At 64.7% G+C, this 16,589-nt stretch carries 15 protein-coding genes; 10 read left to right on the forward strand and 5 right to left on the reverse strand.

Features of this window, described 5'->3' with window-relative positions; translation table 11 throughout:
* Nucleotides 1–90 precede the first annotated feature (90 nt).
* Complete coding sequence (locus ASE85_RS06250) at nt 91–1,107, reverse strand: retroviral-like aspartic protease family protein (protein WP_056685340.1); 1,017 nt, start codon at nt 1,105–1,107, stop codon at nt 91–93.
* A gap of 266 nt (nt 1,108–1,373) precedes the next feature.
* Between ASE85_RS06250 and rho the strand changes: the two genes are divergently transcribed.
* The 3 genes from rho to ASE85_RS06270 all read left to right on the forward strand — a co-directional run bounded on the left by rho (nt 1,374) and on the right by ASE85_RS06270 (nt 4,519).
* Entirely contained in the window at nt 1,374–2,630 is a 1,257-nt protein-coding gene (gene rho, locus ASE85_RS06260; RefSeq protein WP_056685346.1) for a transcription termination factor Rho, read from the forward strand.
* Nucleotides 2,631–2,743: 113 nt separating this feature from the next.
* Complete coding sequence (locus ASE85_RS06265; protein ID WP_056685349.1) at nt 2,744–3,466, forward strand: YjbE family putative metal transport protein; 723 nt, start codon at nt 2,744–2,746, stop codon at nt 3,464–3,466.
* Nucleotides 3,467–3,628: 162 nt separating this feature from the next.
* Nucleotides 3,629–4,519 carry a class I SAM-dependent methyltransferase gene (locus ASE85_RS06270; RefSeq protein ID WP_056685353.1) on the forward strand — a complete coding sequence of 297 codons (891 nt, stop codon included), beginning with the start codon at nt 3,629–3,631 and terminating at the stop codon, nt 4,517–4,519.
* A gap of 47 nt (nt 4,520–4,566) precedes the next feature.
* Here ASE85_RS06270 and ASE85_RS06275 read toward each other — a convergent pair whose 3' ends face one another.
* Together ASE85_RS06275 and ASE85_RS06280 are read right to left on the reverse strand one after the other, a co-directional pair.
* On the reverse strand, nt 4,567–5,535 hold the full coding sequence (locus ASE85_RS06275) for a quinone oxidoreductase family protein (RefSeq protein WP_200928312.1): 969 nt from the start codon (nt 5,533–5,535) through the stop codon (nt 4,567–4,569).
* Nucleotides 5,535–6,230 carry a dienelactone hydrolase family protein gene (locus ASE85_RS06280; RefSeq protein WP_056685356.1) on the reverse strand — a complete coding sequence of 232 codons (696 nt, stop codon included), beginning with the start codon at nt 6,228–6,230 and terminating at the stop codon, nt 5,535–5,537. The genes ASE85_RS06275 and ASE85_RS06280 overlap by 1 nt, the downstream gene beginning before the upstream one ends.
* Nucleotides 6,231–6,382: 152 nt before the next feature.
* On the opposite strand from ASE85_RS06280, the gene ASE85_RS06285 reads away from it, so the two are divergent.
* From ASE85_RS06285 to pepN, 7 genes are all read left to right on the forward strand, one after another.
* Nucleotides 6,383–6,634 (forward strand): DUF6489 family protein, encoded by a 252-nt coding sequence (locus ASE85_RS06285; protein WP_056685550.1) that lies wholly within the window; start codon nt 6,383–6,385, stop codon nt 6,632–6,634.
* 5 nt (nt 6,635–6,639) lie between these two features.
* A complete protein-coding gene (gene mnmE, locus ASE85_RS06290) occupies nt 6,640–7,932 on the forward strand; it encodes a tRNA uridine-5-carboxymethylaminomethyl(34) synthesis GTPase MnmE (RefSeq protein ID WP_056685359.1) in 1,293 nt (430 codons plus the stop codon).
* A gap of 72 nt (nt 7,933–8,004) precedes the next feature.
* The gene (gene mnmG, locus ASE85_RS06295; protein ID WP_056685363.1) at nt 8,005–9,855 is read left to right on the forward strand and encodes a tRNA uridine-5-carboxymethylaminomethyl(34) synthesis enzyme MnmG; all 1,851 of its coding nucleotides are present in this window, start codon (nt 8,005–8,007) and stop codon (nt 9,853–9,855) included.
* Nucleotides 9,852–10,496 (forward strand): 16S rRNA (guanine(527)-N(7))-methyltransferase RsmG, encoded by a 645-nt coding sequence (rsmG, locus tag ASE85_RS06300; RefSeq protein WP_056685366.1) that lies wholly within the window; start codon nt 9,852–9,854, stop codon nt 10,494–10,496. Before mnmG ends, rsmG begins: the two co-directional genes overlap by 4 nt.
* Entirely contained in the window at nt 10,493–11,275 is a 783-nt protein-coding gene (locus ASE85_RS06305; protein ID WP_056685369.1) for a ParA family protein, read from the forward strand. Before rsmG ends, ASE85_RS06305 begins: the two co-directional genes overlap by 4 nt.
* Nucleotides 11,272–12,213: a ParB/RepB/Spo0J family partition protein gene (locus ASE85_RS06310; protein ID WP_056685372.1), complete on the forward strand. Its 942-nt coding sequence runs from the start codon at nt 11,272–11,274 to the stop codon at nt 12,211–12,213. Before ASE85_RS06305 ends, ASE85_RS06310 begins: the two co-directional genes overlap by 4 nt.
* 122 nt (nt 12,214–12,335) lie before the next feature.
* Nucleotides 12,336–14,936, forward strand: coding sequence for an aminopeptidase N (pepN, locus tag ASE85_RS06315; RefSeq protein ID WP_056685376.1), 2,601 nt, complete (start codon nt 12,336–12,338; stop codon nt 14,934–14,936).
* Nucleotides 14,937–14,980: 44 nt separating this feature from the next.
* Here the strand turns inward: pepN and ASE85_RS06320 are convergent, their stop codons facing one another.
* Together ASE85_RS06320 and ASE85_RS06325 are read right to left on the reverse strand one after the other, a co-directional pair.
* Nucleotides 14,981–15,592: an ABC-type transport auxiliary lipoprotein family protein gene (locus ASE85_RS06320; protein ID WP_056685554.1), complete on the reverse strand. Its 612-nt coding sequence runs from the start codon at nt 15,590–15,592 to the stop codon at nt 14,981–14,983.
* 32 nt (nt 15,593–15,624) lie between these two features.
* Complete coding sequence (locus tag ASE85_RS06325; RefSeq protein WP_056685380.1) at nt 15,625–16,587, reverse strand: MlaD family protein; 963 nt, start codon at nt 16,585–16,587, stop codon at nt 15,625–15,627.
* Nucleotides 16,588–16,589: the final 2 nt, after the last annotated feature.

Genomic DNA, 16,589 nt, shown 5'->3' on the forward strand with positions numbered 1-16,589 from the left:
CCAGTTTTCTATCGGAAGATTTCCGACTATCTGGCAAAAAATACCGATAAGTAAGGATCTGTTCATCTCCGTTGCGGAAGAGGGCTACCCTCAGTTCTTGGCCTGCTCGTTAACCGCCCAGCGGGTCGGCTGCGCCGCGCTGGCATCGGGCAAGAGGAAGTCCACCTTCCCCCGGCCGAAGTCGATCGCCACCCGATCGAACACTTTGAGCGCGCTGATGCCCAAGAGCAGCGCCGGCTTGTCCTGCAAGCCCAGTTCGGCAAAGGGGCTGGCGTCGGCAAACAGCACCGGCACCTCTATCAGGTTGACGCGGCCCATCCGCACCCCCTTGATCCGTCCGACCTGGCCCGTCAGCGTCCCACCGGTCACGCTGGTCAGCGTCGCTTCCAGCATCGCCGGCGCGCGCTTCTTCGCCAGCAGCTTGTCGCGCAGCGCCAGATTGCCGATGCTGAAATGGCTGCCGGTATCCAGCATGACATTGACCCGCATGCCGTTCACCTCGGAATCCAGCAGGATCAACTGGCCGCGCTTGCGCCGCGCTTCCACCACGATCGTATCGGGATCGACCGACAGGCGCCGGTTGGCGCCACTGCTGGCAATTTCCATCCGTCCGGTGCGAAAGTTGAGCGTCACCCGCTTGGCATGCAGGCTGTCCAGCCCCAGCAGACCGGCCGCGCCCAGATTTTCACCCTCCAGCACCGGCGCCTCGATATCGTCGATCGTGCTGGCGCCAAAGCCCAGCCGCGGCACGGCGACGGTCTGCGCCTCCGACCGGCCGGTCATGCTGAGGATGGTGACATTGGCGCGGGGTGCCAGCGCCAGCTTCTGCGCCAGATCGCGGGCGATCACCGTGCGTTGTGACCCGGTGTCGATGATGAAATCCCACGGCCCCTTGCCGTCGATCGAAATGGGGATGGTGACGCGATCGTCCAGCGGCGGCCCTGTCTGCACGATGGTGGGCGGCACATCCGGGTCGAGGGAAGGCTGGGCCGCGGCGGGCAACGGCCCGGCCTGATCCTGCGCGGCGAGCGGCGGACCGCCGGTCGCCAGCCCGATGCCCAGCAGGGCAGCCAAGGAGACAGCCAGACAGAGCGGGCGCCGTCCCATATCCTCATCCTTCCATCTTATACCGCTCTTATATCATGGAAGGCCATCGTCGCGCCAGCGCCACCACCCGGCCCGCTTCGGGGTCAAAAAGGCGATTTTCCGCTGCTGCGCGCATCTGTCCTTGCTTGACTTGATGCCCTTGCGATCGTTAAACGCCAAATAACTCATCCCGTCCGTCCGGAGCGGGACTCGACCGGCGTCCTGTTCGGTTCCATCCTGCCTTTTCCGGCCACACATTCCTCCTCTCTCCATCGGACCGACTCGCAATGCACCTGAAGGACCTCAAGAAGACCGTTCCCGCCGACCTCGTCACCATGGCGGAGGAACTGGGCGTCGAAAGCGCATCGACGCTGCGCAAGCAGGACTTGATGTTCGCGATCCTGAAGGCCGAGGCAGAAAATGGCGAGCAGATCATGGGTGAGGGCACGATCGAGGTGCTGCCAGACGGCTTCGGCTTCCTGCGTAGCCCCGAAGCGAATTTCCTGGCCGGTCCCGACGACATCTATGTCTCGCCCAACCAGGTCCGCAAATTCGGCCTGCGCACCGGCGACACGGTCGAAGGCGAAATCCGCGCCCCCAAGGATGGCGAGCGCTATTTCGCGCTGGTGAAGCTCAACACCGTGAATTTCGACGATCCCGATGTGGTTCGTCATCGCGTCAATTTCGACAACCTGACGCCGCTCTATCCCGAACAGAAGCTGACGCTCGATCCGGGCGACCCGACCCAGAAGGACAAGTCGGCCCGCGTCATCGACATTGTCAGCCCTCAGGGCAAGGGCCAGCGCACGCTGATCGTCGCGCCGCCCCGCGTCGGCAAGACGGTGATGCTCCAGAATATCGCCAAGGCGATCACCGACAATCATCCCGAAGTCTTCCTGATCGTCCTGCTGATCGACGAGCGTCCGGAAGAAGTCACCGACATGCAGCGCAGCGTGAAGGGGGAGGTCGTCTCCTCCACCTTCGACGAACCGGCCACCCGCCACGTGCAGGTCGCTGAAATGGTGATCGAAAAGGCCAAGCGTCTTGTCGAGCACAAGAAGGATGTCGTCATCCTGCTCGACTCGATCACGCGCCTCGGCCGCGCCTACAACACCGTCGTCCCCTCGTCGGGCAAGGTGCTGACCGGCGGTGTGGACGCCAACGCGCTCCAGCGGCCCAAGCGCTTCTTCGGCGCGGCGCGTAATATTGAGGAGGGCGGTTCGCTGTCCATCATCGCCACCGCGCTGATCGACACCGGCAGCCGCATGGACGAAGTCATCTTCGAAGAGTTCAAGGGCACCGGCAACTCGGAGATCGTGCTGGACCGCAAGGTCGCGGACAAGCGCATCTTCCCGGCGCTGGACGTCGGCAAGTCCGGCACCCGCAAGGAAGAGTTGCTGGTCGACAAGGGCACGCTCAGCAAGATGTGGGTGCTGCGCCGCATCCTGATGCAGATGGGCACGATCGACGCCATGGAGTTCCTGCTGGACAAGATGAAGGACAGCAAGACCAACGAGAATTTCTTCGATTCGATGAACCAGTAAGCGATGCGGCGATCAGACCGATCGCCATGCGCAAAGCAGTTATTTGCCATTGGAGCCGGGCCATATATGGTCCGGCTTTCTTCTTAGCTTAAAGTCAGGGACGTCAGGCCGCCATGTTCGACCTTCTCGCCACCGCCGCTTCGGCTGCACAGGGACTCGGCTCACCCGCCGATATCTGGCAGCATATCATCCATGATTTCAGCAACATCACGTCGCCTTCCGCGCTGTCGGCCTTCGTTCAGGTGCTGATGATCGACGTGCTGCTGGCGGGCGACAATGCCATCGTCGTCGGCGCGCTGGCGGCGGGCCTGCCGGCCGCCCAGCGCAAGAAGGTGATCCTGATCGGCATCATCGCCGCGCTGGTGCTGCGCATCGCCTTTGCGCTGGTGGTCAGCCAGTTGATGCAGATCGTCGGCCTGATCCTGGCCGGCGGGCTGCTGTTGCTGTGGGTCAGCTGGAAGATGTGGCGCGAACTGCACCCGGCGCGCGGCGCGGATACGCCCGACGATCCGACCGACGACGATGTGTCCGGCCTGCGCCCGGCCAAGAGCTTCGCCGCCGCCGCCTGGGCCGTCGCGGTCGCCGACGTGTCGATGAGCCTGGACAATGTGCTGGCGGTGGCCGGCGCGGCGCGCGACCATCCCGGCATCCTGATGATCGGTCTGGTCCTGTCGGTCGCGCTGATGGGCATCGCCGCCAATGTCATCGCCCATTATATCGAGCGGTTCCGCTGGATAGCCTATGTCGGCCTCGCAGTGATCCTCTATGTTGCGGTCAAGATGATCTATGACGGCTTCGTCGATCATCAGGTCGGGATATTGACGCTGTTCGGCTGATCCCCCGCCGCCACCATCACACCTCATTGTGGGGCATGATCCAGACCGGGATCATGCCCCATTTTCTTTTCAGGCCGACACGGACGATCGCGCTTGCTGGCGGCTTGTTATCGATCGACCGGGCCGCTAGCGTCGGCCCGCTCTGCACGAGAAGGGACATATATGGCCGACCTGGCCCCGATTTACGATGAGATGCGGGCAAGCCCGATGAACGACTGGGTGGGCGGCTCGGACCCCGAACTGGTCGGCGATGCCTGCATCGCGATCCTGACCCGGCTGCTGCCGCTCGGCGGCCAGTCGCGCATATTGGATTTCGGCTGCGGCATCGGTCGTGGGCTGGTGTCGCTGCACAAGGCCGGAGTCCGGCCGCAGCAACTGGTGGGCATGGACATCATGCCGCCGGTGATCGATTTTTGCGACCAGCATATCGCGCCCCATCTGCCGAACACCCGGTTCGAACTGATGGAGGGCGCGAACGATCATTATGATCGCTTCATCGAGCAGCGCGAACGCAAGACGACCACAGCCCTGACCGAGGCCTATCGCGACAATTTCACCGATGCCTATGCCTTTTCGGTATTCACCCACCTGACCCAGGCCGATTTTCAGCTCATGCTGAACTTCGTATCCTCCATGCTGAAGCCGGGGGGGCGGTTCATGTTCACCTGCTTCGAGCTGAACGAGTTTTCCCGCCATATGGTGCTGGCCGGTCAGGCGATCTTTCCGCTCGATCGCCAGCGCATGTATGAGGCGGACGATGTCTTCATCGCGAATCCAGACGATCCACTGGCCTTCATCGCCTTCGACATCGACCTGATCCGGCAGATGGTGTGGCAGGCCGGCATGGCCGTGACCAAGGTCAGCTATGGCTGCTGGATGGGCGGCGGCATGGGCGATGGATTGCAGGACGCGATCGTCTGCACCAAATTGCCGGCGCTCAAGGCTGTCGATGATGTGAAGATGACGCCGCTGGTCCATCGCGAGCCTGACGCCCGGCCGGACAAACCGGCTTCATCGCTCAAAAAGCTGCTCCGTCACTGGACGGGACGATAAGAAAAGGGGCCGCCAAGACGCATCGTGGCGGCCCTTTTCATGCCGGTTCAGGGGAGAAGGATCGTGGTCCCCGTCGTCTCCCGCGCCTCCAACGCCCGATGCGCCTCGGCGGCGTCGGCCAAGGCGAAACGCTGGCCGATCACGGCCTTCACCACGCCGCGCTGCATCCGGTCGAACAAACGATCGGCCGTATTGGCCAGATCCTGCGCCGTAGCGATATAGTCGAACAGGGTGGGTCGCGTCACATAGAGCGAACCGCCCCGGCTGAGGTCCAGCAGGCTGACCGGCGGCACCGCGCCTGACGCATTGCCATAGCTGACCATCATGGCGCGCCGCTTGAGGCTGGCGAGCGAGGCGCTCCAGCTATCCTTGCCGACGCCGTCATAGACGACATCCACACCCGCGCCGCCGGTCAGGTCGCGCACCTGCGCGGCCAGATCCTCGAACGGGCCATGCAGGCTGTGATCCGCCACGACCGACGCTGCTTTTCTGGCCGACCCGCAATGGGCGATCACTATCACACCCTTGTCGCGCAGCCAGGGTACCAGCACCGATCCGACACCGCCCGCCGCCGCATGGACGAGGGCGACCTGACCGGCCTTCAGCGGCACGATATCCTCCGCCAGATAGCAGGCGGTCATGCCCTTGAGCATCATCGCCGCCGCATCCTGCGTCGACACGCCATCGGGAATACGGACCACGCGATCCGCCGGCACGATCCGGTGCGTGGCATAGGCGCCAAGGCCATTGGCGCAGCCCACCTTGTCCCCGATCGCCAGACCGGAGATGCCGGGGCCGACGGCGGCGATCACCCCGGCGCCCGCCGACCCCAGCGGGGTGGGGAGGGGGGCCGGGTAGAGGCCAGTGCGGTAATAGGTGTCAATGAAGTTCAACCCGACCGCGTCCTGCGCGATCAGCACCTCGCCTTCACCCGGCGCGCCCGGATCGAAATCCTCGCGCGCGATGACGTCCGGCCCGCCATGGCTGCGGGCCACCATGCGCCATGCGTCGCTCATCAGGCGAGCGACTGCGCGAAGAAATCGGCGGTGCGCCCATCCGCGAGTTCCGCGCCGGCTTCGTCGCGGCGATTGCCCATCTCGGCAGCGAAGCCATGGTCCAGCCCCTCATAGTCGAACAGGGTGACATGGCGGTTGTCGGCCAACCCTTCGTGCATCGCCTTCTGCGCGTCGGGCAGGACGAAATGGTCGGCGGTCGGCACATGCAGCAGCACCGGCTTGCCGATCGCATGCTGCTCATTCAGCAGTCCGTCGATGCCGACGCCATAATAGCCGACAAAGGCATCGCCGTCGGTGCGACAGGCCGCCATGAAGGCCATCCGCCCGCCCAGGCAATAGCCGACGAGGCCAACCTTCTCCGCCCCGGCGGCGCGGGCCGCCGTGATCGTCGCTTCAATGTCGCGAATGCCCTGATCCTGGTTGAACTTCTGCATCAGGCCGATCGCCGTCTGGAACTCTTCAGGCACATCGGCGTCCAGTTCGACCCTCGGCTCCAACCGCCAGAACAGGTCGGGCGCATAAGCGACGTAACCGGCCTTGGCCCAGCCATCGCATTTGCGGCGGATGCCTTCATTCACGCCGAAGATTTCCTGAATGACGATGATCGCCGCCTTCGACTCGCCTTCGGGTCGCGCTACATAGGCGTCGAACGAACCGTCGCCGTCCAACGTGCTGATCGGGGTAAAATCGCCCATGCCGATATCCTTTTATTGGAAAGATAGAGCGCATATTGGCCGTTCCTATGCCGGGCGCAACCGCTGGCTACGTTTAAAATTTGCCTTGTCACCGCCATTTGCGGCATGACGGCGCGACCGCGATCAATAGGCCGACAGGGAAGGGCAGGGACATGAAGGTAACCGTCGATGTGGACTGCACTCCGGCAGAAGCCCGCGCCTTTCTGGGCCTGCCCGATGTGACGCCCATCCATGACAAATACATCCGCACCATGCTGGACGGCTTCGACGGCATTGGCAGCGCCGAACAGATGGAGACGCTGTTCAAGAGCTTCTCGCCTATGGGCGATGCGGGCATGCGCCTGTTTCAGCAGATGATGAACATGGGCCTGTCGGGCATGTCGGGAAGCAGCGACAAGAAATAGCTTTTATGTCCGCGCGCGACGACGACACGATCTTCGCCCTGTCCAGCGGTGCGCCGCCGGCGGGGATAGCGGTCATTCGGATGAGCGGGCCGCAGGCCGGTGCCGCGCTCCGTGCGCTTGCGCGCCGCCTGCCGATGCCGCGCACCGCCAGCCTTGCCTTGCTCAAAGACCCGCGCGACGATACCCCGCTCGACCGCGCGCTGCTGCTGTGGCTGCCCGGCCCCGCCACGGTGACGGGCGAGGACATGGCCGAACTCCATTGCCATGGCGGCCGTGCCGTCATCGCTGCAGTCGAGGACGCGCTGCGCGCGATGTCAGGCCTGCGCCGTGCCGAAGCCGGTGAATTTACCCGCCGGGCCTTCGCCCATGGCCGAATGGACCTGAACGCCGTCGAGGGCCTGTCCGATCTGCTCGCCGCCGAAACGCAGGGCCAGCGCCGCGCTGCGCTGCTGATGGCGGAGGGGCATTTCTCCCGCCGAATCGACGACTGGCGCCGGCGCCTACTCGACCTTGGCGCCATGGCGGAAGCCGCACTCGATTTCTCGGATGAGGATGATGTGCCCGACGCCGCGATCGAGCAGCGGATCGGGGCGGGCATCGCCGCGCTGGCGCGGGATGTCGCCACTATCCTTGCCGCGCCATCGGCGGAGCGGTTGCGCGATGGTGTGCGGGTCGTGCTGGCCGGGCCGCCCAATGCCGGCAAGTCCACGCTGCTCAATGCGTTGGTCGGACGTGACGCCGCAATCGTATCGGATATCGCCGGCACCACCCGCGACCGTATCGAAGTGCCTGCCGCGATCGGTGGCACCGCTTTCCTCTTCACCGACACCGCCGGCCTGCGGGACGAGACAGGCGATGCGATCGAGGCCATCGGCATAGACCGCGCCCGCGCCGCTTTGGACGCCGCCGACATCATCCTGTGGCTCGGCGACCCCGCCGACCTGCCCCGCGCGGATGCCATCCTGGTCGCCGCGCAAAGTGACCGCAACGATGCCGGACGCCCCGGCCTGTCCCTCTCCGCCCACAGCGGCGCGGGCATGGACGCGCTCATCGACATGCTCCGCACCCGCGCCGCAGCGCTGCTGCCGGGGGAGGGCGACTATGCCCTGCATGCGCGACAGAGACAGCGAGTTGGACAGTTGATCGAGCATCTTCACGCTGCCGGCACGACCAGCGACCTGCTCGTCATTGCCGAGGATCTCCGTCTCGCCCGCAGCGCCATCGACGCCCTGACCGGGCAAGCCGGCACGGAGGACATGCTGGACCGTCTCTTTTCCGGCTTCTGCATCGGCAAATAGAAACTGTTCCACGTGGAACGCTTTTGACCCTGCCCTCTTAACCTGCCTCCTGCTTTCTGGTAAGGGCGCCCCATGCAAACAAGCTATGATGTGATCGTGGTCGGTGGCGGCCATGCCGGCTGCGAGGCAGCGGCGGCGGCCGCGCGCAAGGGCGCGTCTGTGGCCCTGTTGACTTTCGCGCGTGAGACGGTCGGCGCCATGTCCTGCAATCCGGCGATCGGGGGCCTGGGCAAGGGCCATCTGGTCCGCGAGGTCGATGCGCTGGACGGCCTGATCGCCCGCGCCGCCGACGCCGCCGCCATCCATTATCGCATGCTCAACAGCAGCAAGGGCGCCGCCGTGCAGGGGCCGCGCGTGCAGGCGGATCGCAAGCGCTATCGCGCGGCCATCCACCAGATGCTCGACGCGCAGGCCGGGCTGGACATTGTCGAGGGTGAAGCCGATCATCTGCTGGTCGAGCATGGCACGATTGTCGGCATCGCGCTGGCCGATGGCCGCACATTGCAAGCCCCGGCCATCGTGCTGGCGACTGGCACCTTCCTGGGCGGTAAGCTCTTCCGCGGCGACGAGCGCGAAACCGGGGGCCGGATCGGCGAACGCGCCGCCGGCGCGCTGGGTGCCCAGTTGCGCAATCTCGGACTGCCTATCGCCCGGCTCAAGACCGGTACCCCACCGCGCCTCGATGGGCGTACGATCAATTGGGCTGCACTCGAAACCCAACCATCGGATGGTGGGCTATGGACCATGTCGCCGCTGTCCGCAGGCCGCATCCTGCCGCAGCTCGATTGCGCCATCACCCGCACCAATGATGCGACCCATGCGATCATCCGCGACGGCCTGGGACGCTCGCCTCTGTTCAGCGGTGCGATCGAGGGACGGGGGCCGCGCTATTGCCCGTCGATCGAGGACAAGGTGTTGCGCTTCGGCGACCGCGACGGCCATCAGATTTTCCTGGAGCCGGAAGGGCTGGACGACCCGCTGGTCTATCCCAATGGCATCAGCACATCCCTGCCCACCGATGTTCAGCTCGCCATGGTCCGCTCCATGCCGGGGCTGGAGCAGGTCGAGATTGTGGTGCCCGGCTATGCAGTCGAATATGACCATGTCGATCCGCGTACGCTCGATTCCACGCTGGAGGTGCGCCAACTGCCCGGCCTGTTCTGCGCCGGCCAGATCAACGGCACCACCGGCTATGAGGAAGCAGCCGCGCAAGGCCTGATCGCCGGTATCAATGCCGCCGCCCGCGCCCGCGATGAAGCGCCGCTGATCCTCGACCGCGCCAGTTCCTATATCGGCGTGATGATCGACGATCTTGTCCTTCAGGGCGTGACCGAACCCTATCGCATGCTGACCGCGCGCGCCGAATATCGCCTGCGCCTGCGGGCCGACAATGCCGAGACGCGGCTCGGTCCGATCGGCCTTGCCCATGGCGTCATCGGCACGGATCGCGCCGCCCGACTGACCGCACGGCAGACGTTGCGCGGACAGATTGACGCAGAACTGGACCGGCCGATGACCGCCAGCGAAATGGCGCGCGCCGGTGCTGCCGTTCGACAGGATGGCGCGCGCCGCACCCTGTTCGAATGGGCGCGCTTCCCTGAGGTGGACCGCACCCTGATCTGCGCACTCGCCCCGACACTGCGCGACGCACCCGTTGACCTGCGCGACGAGATATTGGAGGACGCCCATTATGCGCCCTACCTCCAGCGGCAGGATGCAGAGATTGCCGAACTGCGCCGCAACGAGCGGGTCGCCATTCCTGCCGATTTTGATTTTCAGACCATTGGGGGCCTTTCCACCGAAATGATCGAGCGACTGGACGCCGCCCGCCCGGATACGCTGGCCGCTGCCGGCCGTATTCGTGGCATCACCCCTGCGGCGCTGGCCGCCATCCTTGTCCATGTCCGTCGGGTGGCCGCATGACCGAAGACGAAGCCCGCGCCTGGTTGCAGGCGCAATTCGATGTTTCACGTGAAACATGGGATCTGCTCGAACGCTATGTCGCGATCCTTCTTTCTGCGGCAGACGAGCAGAACCTGATCGCTGAGTCCACCAAGGCCCACATCTGGACACGGCATATCATGGATTCGGCACAGTTGCTGAACCATGCCGGCGATGATGACGGGCGGGACTGGATCGACTTGGGATCAGGCGCCGGTCTGCCCGGCATCGTCATCGCCTGCTTGGTCGATCGGCCGTTGATGATGGTTGAATCCCGTCGCAAGCGCATAGACTTTCTCAACGATGTCATCGCCGATCTCGATCTCGGCAACGCCCGCGTCTTCGGAGGACGGGTCGAAACGGTCCCCGCGACCAAGGCGGCCGTTATCAGCGCGCGCGCCTATGCGCCCCTGCCCAAGCTGATCGCCTCCGCGCTGCACCTGTCCGATAAAAAGACCGTCTGGGTGCTGCCAAAAGGGCGAAATGCGCAAAATGAACTGGAGGCGGCGCGTCCGGCATGGCAAGGTGTGTTTCACGTGGAACCGAGCGTAACGGACGCCGACAGCGCCCTGATCATCGCTCGGGGCCTCACACCCGCTGGCAAGAAGAAAGGTCGTCCATGATCCGCATCGCCATAGCGAACCAGAAGGGTGGGGTGGGCAAGACCACGACCGCGATCAATCTCGCGACCGGCCTTGCCGCCACCGGGCTTCGGGTGCTGCTGGTCGATCTCGACCCGCAGGGTAATGCGTCGACGGGCCTGGGCATCGGTCAGGCCGAACGTGCCCAATCCAGCTATGACCTGCTGGTTGGCAATTGCGCGTTGGACGATACGATCGTCACCACCCGCGTACCCAAGCTGGATCTCGTCCCGGCGACGCAGGATCTGTCGGGCGCCGAGATCGAACTGATCGACTATGAGGAGCGTACCCACCGGCTCGCGCGCGTACTGGATGAAGCCCAGCCGGGGCGCTGGGACATCTGCCTGATCGACTGTCCGCCTTCGCTCGGTCTGTTGACGATCAACGCCATGGTTGCGGCGCAATATCTGCTCGTCCCGCTTCAATGCGAGTTTTTCGCGCTGGAGGGGCTGTCGCAACTGCTCCAGACGGTCGAACGCATTCGCGGTCGCTTCAACCCCGGCCTGTCGATCATGGGCGTGGCGCTGACCATGTACGACCGCCGCAACCGCCTGACCGATCAGGTCGCCGACGATGTCCGCGCCTGCCTGGGTGACCTCGTCTTCTCGACCGTCATTCCGCGCAATGTGCGTCTGTCCGAAGCGCCCAGCCATGGCGTCCCCGCCTTGATCTACGACTTCCGCTGTTCGGGGTCTGAAGCCTATATGCGTCTGGCGCGTGAGCTGATCGCGCGCCTGCCCCGACAGGAGGTTGCCGCTTGAACGACGAAACGACCGACAAGCCGAAGATCGCCAAGCGCCCCCACGGTCTGGGCCGGGGCCTGTCCGCCCTGTTGGGCGATGCCACCCGCGAAGAACCGGTTGCCGCGACCAATCCGCCGGCCAATGGCAAGTCCGTGCAGAGTATCGAGGTGGCACTGATACAGCCGCACCCGGAACAGCCGCGCCGCCATTTCGATGAGGGCGCGTTGCAGGAACTGGCCGACAGCATTGCCAAGCGCGGCGTGATCCAGCCGATCATCGTGCGGCCCCATGGCGGCGGTTTCCAGATCATCGCCGGCGAACGCCGCTGGCGCGCGTCGCAGCGGGCGCAGCTGCATCGCATCCCCGCGATCGTCCGCGACTTTGACGAGCAGGAAACGCTCGAAATCGCGCTGATCGAGAATATCCAGCGCGAAGATCTGAACCCGATCGAAGAGGCGGAAGCCTATCGCAAGCTGATCGCCGAATTTCATCATAGCCAGGAAGCGCTCGGCCGCATCGTCGGCAAGTCGCGCAGCCATGTCGCCAACCTGATGCGCCTGCTGGAATTGCCCAAGACAGTGCAGCAGCAGGTGATGGAAAGCCGGATCAGCATGGGCCATGCCCGCGCCCTGATCGGCCTGCCCGATTCCGAAAAGCTGGCCCGCCAGATCGAGGAAAAAGGCCTGTCGGTCCGCGACACCGAACAGTTGGTCCGTCGTGTCAAGACCGGCGTGGAAGCCCCCGTCTCGCGGCGCGCAAGCAGCGCGGGCGCTGGATCGACCAGCGACAAGGATCCCGACATCGCCGCGTTGGAACAGCATCTGGCCGATATATTGGGGCTGAAGGTCGAGATCGCGCATGAAGGCGGATCGGCCGGCGGCCATCTGTCGCTGCGCTATTCCAACCTCGACCAGTTGGACATGCTATGCCAGCGCCTGTCGGGCGAACGTATCTGAACGACCGGGCTTTGCTGCGTTCTGCGGCAACAGGCCAGCCGCGCCCGACGCGCATCATGATGGTTCCTTTCCGCCCATAACTACCACTGGCCTTTTGCCCCCTCGCTCCCTAGCGTGGGGCCATGGCCGACATGCTTTCCACCGCCGCCGCGGCGCCCACCGTCATTCGCCGTCAGGACTATAGTCCGCCCGACTGGCTCGTCCCCGATATCGCGCTCGACTTCGACCTCGATCCCGCCCGCACGATCGTTCGCACGGCTCTCTGCGTCACGCGCAATGGCGATCATGACCGGCCCCTGCGGCTGGATGGCGACGGCATCGTCCCGCTAGCCGTCTGCGTAGATGGCCGCCAGTTGACGCAGGAGGAATGGCATCTGGAGGCCGGCGCGCTCATCATCGCGTTGCCTGATGCCGCCCACAAGGTCGAAACGCTGGTGGAATTGGCACCGGAAGGCAATAGCAAGCTGATGGGCCTTTATGCCAGCGGCGGCCTGCTCTGCACCCAGTGCGAGGCGGAAGGCTTCCGGCGCATCACCTTCTTCCCTGACCGGCCCGACGTCCTGTCGCGCTACAGCGTGCGTCTGGAAGCGGACAAGGCGCGCTTCCCGGTCCTGCTCGCCAATGGCGATCCGATCGAGCAGGGCGACTTGCCCGAAGGCCGCCACTGGGCGCGCTGGAACGATCCCTTTCCCAAGCCCTGCTATCTCTTCGCACTGGTCGCCGGCGATCTGGCCTGCAACGCCGACCGGTTCGTGACGATGAGCGGGCGTGAGGTGACGCTCGGCATCTGGGTGAAGGAAGCCGACCTGCCCCGTACCGACCATGCGATGCAGGCGCTCAAGAACAGCATGGCGTGGGACGAGCGTGTCTATGGCCGCGAATATGACCTGGACGTGTTCAACATCGTTGCCGTCGCTGACTTCAACTTCGGCGCGATGGAGAATAAGGGCCTCAACATCTTCAATTCGCGCTATATTCTTGCCGATCCCGAAACCGCGACCGACATCGACTATGACGGCGTGGAAGGGGTGGTCGCGCATGAATATTTCCACAACTGGTCGGGCAATCGCGTCACCTGCCGCGACTGGTTCCAGCTCAGCCTGAAGGAAGGCTTCACTGTTTTCCGCGACCAGAATTTCTCCGCCGACATGGGCAGCCATGCGGTGAAACGGATCGAGGATGTCCGCATCCTGCGCGCCGGCCAGTTTCAGGAGGATAGCGGCCCGCTGGCGCATCCGGTGCGGCCCGAATCCTACATGGAAATCAGCAACTTCTACACGGCCACCATCTATAACAAGGGTGCCGAGCTGATCCGCATGATGGCGCTGATGATGGGACCGGAACGGTTCCGCGCCGGCACCGACCTCTATTTCGATCGCCATGACGGGCAGGCCGCCACCTGCGAGGATTTCGTGCTGGCGATGGAGGAGGGCGGGGGACAAGACCTTACCCAGTTCCGCCGCTGGTATGAGCAGGCCGGCACGCCACATGTCCGCGCGCTCCTCAGCCATGATCCCGTCAGCCAAAGCGTCGAACTGACGCTGGAGCAGGGCATCCCGCCAACGCCGGGCCAGAACGACAAGCAGGTGATGGCGATCCCGTTGCGCACCGCCCTGTTCGACGCAGCGACCGGCACCCATCGGGGCGACGAACTGCTGCTGCTGACCGAGGGAAATCAAAGCTTCACCTTTACCGGTTTCGCCAGCGCGCCGATCCTGTCGATCAACCGCGGTTTCTCTGCCCCGGTGATCGTGGAAACCAACCGCAGCCAAGCCGATCTCGCTTTCCTGTCGGCCCATGACGACGATCCCTTCGCCCGTTATGAGGCGATGCAGCAGCTGATGGTCAATGTGCTGGTCGGCCGCATCGCCGGGCAGGCGGTGGATGATGCACCGGTCATCGAGGCGGTGCGTAACACCATCACCGATGCCGCGCTCGACCCCGCCTTCATCGCCGAGGCTATCCGCCTGCCGAGCGAGGCCTATCTGGGCGACCAGATGCGCGTCGTCGATCCCGATGCGATCCACGCTGCGCGCGATGCCCTGCAACAGAAGATCGGCGCGGAGCTGGAGCCTTTATGGCGCGATATCCACGCGAAGACGAAGGCCGACGCCTTTGCCCTGTCGCCGTCCGCCAAGGGGGCGCGCAAGCTGCGCAATGTGGCGCTTCTCTATCTGGTGGCCTCTGGCGCGCGTGACGGCCCCGCCATCGCCTTCGCGCAGTTCGACGCGGCCGATAATATGACCGAACGGCAGGCCGCGCTCGCCACGCTCGCCAGCGGCACCAGCGCGGAACGGGAAGCGGCGCTCGACATCTTCTACAATCGCTACCGGGATGATGCCCTGACGCTGGACAAATGGTTCCAGACCCAGGCTTTCGCCTTCCATCCGGACACGGTCGAACTGGTCGCGCAACTGGGCGAGCATAAGGATTTCACTTTGGCCAATCCCAACCGGGTGCGGTCGCTATTCGGTGCCTTCGCGGCCAATCAGTGGGCCTTCCATCATGCGTCGGGCAAGGGATATCGCCTGCTGGCCGACTGCATCATCGCACTGGACAGGCTCAATCCGCAGACCGCCGCCCGGCTGGTGCCGCCGCTCGGCCGCTGGAAGCGCTTCGAGGAAGGCCGCGCCGCCCTGATGCGCGCAGAACTGCAACGCATCCTCACCCAGCCCGGCCTGTCCAAGGATGTGACGGAGCAGGCGGGGAAGAGTCTGGATTAAAGGAAAAAGGCCGGTCGCGTCATCGAAAGCGACCGGCCTTTCGATCAATTCTTGACCGCAGCAGCCCAGGCGGCGACGTCCACCGCCACCTTGTTCGCGGCGGCATTGAGCGGGGCGCCGACCGTGGTCGCCTCGATCTTGCCACTCACCGGCGCACTGGCGGTGAAGCGCTGACGGGCCAGCGCCACACCATTGGGAGTGGTCAGTACCGCATCATAGGTGACGATCGCGCTATGGCTCGCCTCGTCCACGGTGAAGGCGACCAGTTCGCCACTCAGCCGCTGTCCGCCGTCGCCGGAAAACTGTCCGGCATCCAGCACCACCCGGTCGGTCGTCGCCGTGATCGTCTCCGCCAACAGCCGGCGGAACAGGTGGCGCGGCGTATCGGCCCATTGCACCTTGGTCACATAGGCGACGCTCGTCGGCCCCAATTGAACCGGCACGCGCACCGTATCCAGCATCTTTGGCGCGTCGGGATCAGCCACGATCAGCGTCCGCCCGCCACCGGCCACACGACCGGCGCCGGCCGGCACCTTCTGCGCGGCATCCAGCGTCAGCAACTGCGCCGGCGGCTTGGCGCCGATGGAGACGCAGCCCGACAGCAAAAGGCCAGCCGCCAGCGCCATCACGGCGCTCTGGTGTTTCACATGGAACATGGTCCGCATCTTTCTCATCATGGCCCCCGACATCAAGGCTTGTAATCCGGCAGCTTGGGCGATCCGACCAGCGATCCGGCGCCCTGCTGGTCCAGCTTTTCCGCGACGCCGCGGAAGGAGCGCGACATTTCGCGCAGGTCATGCACCAACTGGTTGACCTCCGGCATGGTCTGGGTGCTGAACTGCTTCACGCCCGGCTGCGCCTCACCGATGGTCTTGTCCAGCGTCTCAATGCTGCGGGTCGCCGCCTGCACACTCTTGCGCAGGTCACCCATCAGCGGCCGGCCTTCCTCGTTCAGCATCGTGTCGGTGGTGGCGGCCAGCTTGCCGATCTGCTCGACGGCGACGCCGGTGCGCTGCACCGCGATCCGCGCTTCGGCCAGCGTGGCGGCGATTTCAGGGCTGCGATCGGCGAGCGCGCCCGACACCTTCTCGACATTGGCCAGGATGCCGGCGATCGATTGCTGATTCTTGTCATTCAGCAATTCGGTCAGTCGCTCGGTCAGCGTCGACAGCCGCTCCAGCAGTTGCGGCGCATTGTTGAGCAGTTCGCCCAGCGCGCCCGGCTTGGTCGGGATCACCGGCACGCCATCGGGGCAGGCGGCCAGCACATTGTCGGCGGGGCAGGCGATCGGCGCCGCGCCCTTCACCGCGCCATCCAGCACGACTTCGCTGACGCCGGTAAAGCCCACGCCGGCGATGGTCGCAGTCGTGCCCTGTAGAACGGGGGTGCCGTCCTTCACCGAAATGCGGACCTTCACGAAACTCGGATCGCGCTTCCACAGCTCGATCTTTTCGACCTTGCCCGACGGCACACCGGCATAATTGACCGCCGATCCCTTCGCCAGGCCGCTGACCGATTGTTTGAAGAAGATGTCATATTCCTTGTTCTCGCCATCCGACAGGCGCGAGAACCAGAAGGCGGCGGCCATGATCGCGGCCAGCAGCAGCAGCGTGACTGCGCCCACCAGCACATGGTTGGAGCGGGTTTCCATAT

This window comes from Sphingobium sp. Leaf26 (assembly GCF_001421665.1).
GTDB lineage: Bacteria > Pseudomonadota > Alphaproteobacteria > Sphingomonadales > Sphingomonadaceae > Sphingobium.